This window comes from Bacillus canaveralius, assembly GCF_002860125.1.
Taxonomy (GTDB): Bacteria; Bacillota; Bacilli; order Bacillales; family Cytobacillaceae; genus Bacillus_BJ; species Bacillus_BJ canaveralius.
This window is the reverse complement of record NZ_PGVA01000066.1, coordinates 1-3,998: the sequence shown is the minus strand read 5'-3', so window position 1 is coordinate 3,998 and position 3,998 is coordinate 1. Positions and strand designations below refer to the sequence as shown.

General features: G+C 34.2%; 7 protein-coding genes. All 7 read left to right on the top strand.

Going from position 1 to position 3,998, the window contains the following annotated elements; genetic code table 11:
* Positions 1-605 precede the first annotated feature (605 nt).
* Positions 606-1,058 (top strand): replication initiator protein A, encoded by a 453-nt coding sequence (locus tag CU635_RS20285; protein ID WP_101579191.1) that lies wholly within the window; start codon positions 606-608, stop codon positions 1,056-1,058.
* Positions 1,059-1,088: 30 nt separating this feature from the next.
* Positions 1,089-1,355 (top strand): helix-turn-helix domain-containing protein, encoded by a 267-nt coding sequence (locus CU635_RS20280; protein WP_101579190.1) that lies wholly within the window; start codon positions 1,089-1,091, stop codon positions 1,353-1,355.
* A gap of 582 nt (positions 1,356-1,937) precedes the next feature.
* A complete protein-coding gene (locus CU635_RS20275; RefSeq protein WP_101579189.1) occupies positions 1,938-2,144 on the top strand; it encodes a hypothetical protein in 207 nt (68 codons plus the stop codon).
* A 25-nt stretch (positions 2,145-2,169) separates the two neighbouring features.
* A complete protein-coding gene (locus tag CU635_RS20270) occupies positions 2,170-2,787 on the top strand; it encodes a hypothetical protein (protein ID WP_101579188.1) in 618 nt (205 codons plus the stop codon).
* A gap of 37 nt (positions 2,788-2,824) precedes the next feature.
* A complete protein-coding gene (locus tag CU635_RS20265; RefSeq protein ID WP_101579187.1) occupies positions 2,825-3,352 on the top strand; it encodes a terminase small subunit in 528 nt (175 codons plus the stop codon).
* Entirely contained in the window at positions 3,349-3,687 is a 339-nt protein-coding gene (locus CU635_RS20260; protein WP_101579186.1) for a hypothetical protein, read from the top strand. The genes CU635_RS20265 and CU635_RS20260 overlap by 4 nt, the downstream gene beginning before the upstream one ends.
* Positions 3,687-3,881, top strand: coding sequence for a hypothetical protein (locus CU635_RS20255; protein WP_101579185.1), 195 nt, complete (start codon positions 3,687-3,689; stop codon positions 3,879-3,881). Before CU635_RS20260 ends, CU635_RS20255 begins: the two co-directional genes overlap by 1 nt.
* Positions 3,882-3,998 lie beyond the last annotated feature (117 nt).

Genomic DNA, 3,998 nt, shown 5'->3' with positions numbered 1-3,998 from the left:
TTCAGATTTTTTTCGGGATTAAAGTGAAAAATAGAGCCTGAAATAATGTGCTCGTTTACAACAGTGTCAAAAGTACACCCTTGTAGTGTCAAAAGTACACACGAATAAGACTTAATATAATAAGACTTAATAGAATAATACTTAATATATTAAAAGATAAAATCCTAACGGATTTAGTTTTTTATTTAATAGATATTATCTTTATAAAAGAATAACCGTTAGATTAGATAGTTAATAGATATTAGAACGGTAAGAAAGAAGATTAAAAGAAAAGGTTATATAAAAAGGAAAGGCTGTCCGTCACTGGATGGCTTTTTTTAGTAGGGGAAATTATTTAAACTTTTTTCATTTCTAGGGGTGCATATCTTGACGGTTCACTTTATTTATAAGTATAGGGATTAGGATACAAAAAACCCCTCTTAAATTTTAGAGGATGTGTCCCATTATCAGATGGTTCACTCGATTAATTAATATATGGATACAAAAAACCCGCTTTAAATTATTTCTAAACAATAGGTACAGATTTGATGGTATCCCTCGTTATATAAGTATGAGGGTGTAAAAAATCCTTATATCAAACAACTAAAGAAAAGGATGTGTGTCAAATGGATAATATGCTATCCATCTCGCAACAACAGTTTGTTAAACTGCCTAAAATATTCAAAGGACATAAAGTCTATAAAGGCTTATCAGATTCCAGTATATTGCTTTACTCGTATGGTTTAGATACCTTACAAATATCAAAACAAAATGACTGGTACGATAAGGAAAGAAAGGATTATTACATTCTCTACTCTATCGAAAAGATAATGGAGGATATGGGATGTAGTAACAAAAAAGCTATCAAACTACGAAAAGAACTAGAAAAATATGGGCTATGGGAAATGGTTAGTCAAGGTGCTAACAAGCCTACCATAATTTTTATAAAAGAACTAATACCCTCACAAGAACCTAAAAATAAACTTAAATATAATGTGAAACCAAGACAAGAACCTAAACCAGTAGAAAACACTGTTACCGTCAATGGTAAAGAAGTTGATTATAGTGAAATATTTTAACCTTAGTTTCAATCAAAAGGAGTGATACTGATGAATGTAATTAATATCAGTAAAGGACAAGCAAAAACATTATCTACTATCATGGCTTTACAACGTCAAGGAATGGTTTGCCCGTCATATGCAGAACTAGCAGAACTCACTGGATACAATATCAGGAATGTTCGTAAACAGATTAACGAACTTATTGAAAAAGGTATCTTAGTTAAGTATTCAATGAAACTGGACAGTGGCAGAAATGCACCGAATGCCTATGCTTTGAATGAGAGTTTACGGTTAGCATGGGAACAAGATAAATAATTGCCTTTGGACAGTTGAGAAATTGCCCTGATACACCTCTTTAGATTCTATTAGAAGGTCTTTACCTCTACCTCCTAGTAGGGTCAATAAGCTGTGTATCAGCAAAACGGAGTATCGGAAAATACTCAAGTCTATCCTCTACGGATTCAGGAGGGTAGTCGAACCGACATAGTGGATATGTCCTTGTAACTATTTCTTTGTTTAGCAGATAGGGTTATTTGTGGGATAGCCCTATCACCTTTTTATATCATGGGAAAACGCAAGAAGAAAAACTGGTATCCAATCCAAGAGGAAACAATTGCTAGTATCCCGCCATTTCGTATTACCTTTGATTATCTTTCAAGGGATTTCTTCTACAACCCGTTCTTTTTCTTGGGAAGGATTGAGGTAACGGTTATCTTGTGTATTGGATGATGGTTGAGTTCCCTTAGGTAAGGAACTTGGAAAACCACATCTTACAAGCAGAAGTATTAACTGGCATTAACATGATTAGTGTCACTATAGGGCATCTCTTCCATAACAGGAAGGGGTGTCCAATTAGTTTTATTAGTCTACAAAAAGATAGAAGGAGGATTAGGAGTGATGGAAAATAACCAATTGTTGGAAGACACTGTAACCGTCTTATCAATGGAAAATGAGAAGCTAAAAAGAAAATACTTCTTCTCTACAAAAGAGAACTACCAGTTAAAGAAGGACATAAAAGAAGCCAATGAAGAAATTAGCATACTGGAATTAGAGTACAAACGGTTAACCTTAATGTTAGCAAAATATGACAGAGGTAGAAAATAAACTAAAACGAAAAGGATGATTAATTATGAGTAAACAAGCATTCATTAAAAAGCAGATGGAAAAGCAACTATCAGAACTTTACGATAAGAAGGTTACAGAGATTACTAGCTTACAAGGAGAAAAACAGATTCTTCGTTCTACTATTGGTAAGGTTATCGGTGGACAGATGGAACATAGAAATCAAACTTTCTTTCATGAAGCTGATGGTACTTTGTTAAAGGTTAACACTGGGGATAATTCATCCGTAAATGTTGAGATTGTACGGTCATTCAATTCACTGGATTATGCGGAACGTGTAGGATTACAGAATCAAAATCCAAATGCCTACAAATTATTGAAAGCTGATTTAGTTGAGGTTAACGGTACAGATAAAGTTAAGTCATTACTTATTAGTGATGGGGTTATGTATCAGGAGTTCCTTCACAAGATGGAAGAACCAGTTAAGCCTAACCTATCAGGATTATCTATTGAAGATTCTACTAAAGTTCTTCGTGAATATGATGAAGCTAAAGCGAACCATGAAGCACAAGTTAACGCATATAACACTGATAAACAAGCTTACTTAGACGGTACTCTTAACCGTAAGATTGACGAAATTGATGAACAAATTAAAGAAGCAAAGGCAGAGATTGGGGAAGCTTAACGGCTTCTCTTTTCTTTTTATAGGAGGATGATAAACAATGGAAAAGCAACTAAAGAAGCATGATACAAGGAACGGTAGAAGTAAACCTGATTATCTTTCTGAAAGTCAGGAAGCTTTTTGTTATGCCTATATTGCACATGGTCAAAACCTAGCTAAAGCCTTGGAAGAAGTTGGATTAAAGAGTAGAACAACAGGTTACAAGTATTTGGATAATCCACTGGTACAAGAAAAGATTAAGCAAATCCAAGAACTACACATTAAACCAATGGTGATTCAAACGACTAAGAAACTGGAACTACTAACTAACATCGCTAAAGGTGAGGATTACAATTATTATCCTGATTTCAAAACTGGAAAGATTATTAAAACACCAGTAAACGCTAGTGACAAAATCAAAGCAATGGAATTAATGAGTAAAATTGATGGGGATTTTGTTGTAAGACATCAAGTACAGCAGGAAAACACTATTTTTGTTATTGGCGGTGAAACACTAGAAGAAGAGGGAAGAAAACGGAAGATTATTCAAGCGGATATTTCCTATCTAACAGGAGGGGAAAAAGAATGACAAATTTTAATAGTGAATACAACTTCCCTAAAACAGTGGAAGATTACTGGAAGTACCATACTGATAGAAGAACCGAAGTAATAGAAGTCTTTACCGTATTTCCTAACGGGGATATTTCCCTTTCTAAAGTACCTAAGGAGAATATTAAAGAAGTATTTCAACACCTGAAAGAAAAGCCTTTAATGGAGGTTAACGGGGAAGATTACAAGGTTAGTTGGTTTACTGGATTAGGAACTAATGCCTTTACTGATAATGATTATATTTCGGTTTACTTAGAAGATATGAAAGGAAAGTCATACGAGTTTATGTTCTTTCCAATGGGGGATGAAGAATAATGTATAAGGTGATTTTTTATAACCAGTACAAGGAATATCTTTGTTATTTTCTAGTGGATGAAACAAAGGAAGCTTTATCCCAGTTTAAGAAAACAGGGTATTATCAGAATCAAGGAACACTAGCACAGGGGATTGTTTACCGTCAGGATACTAACGGGGAACATACAATAAAAGAAGGCAGGATTTTAGTATAGGGGGGATTCCTTTTTAGGCTTAAATTAGCTTAGAGGGGGATTCTCCTTTTTTAATGTTGTAAACGAGCACATTATTTCAGGCTCTATTTTTCACTTTAATCCCGAAAAAAATCTGAA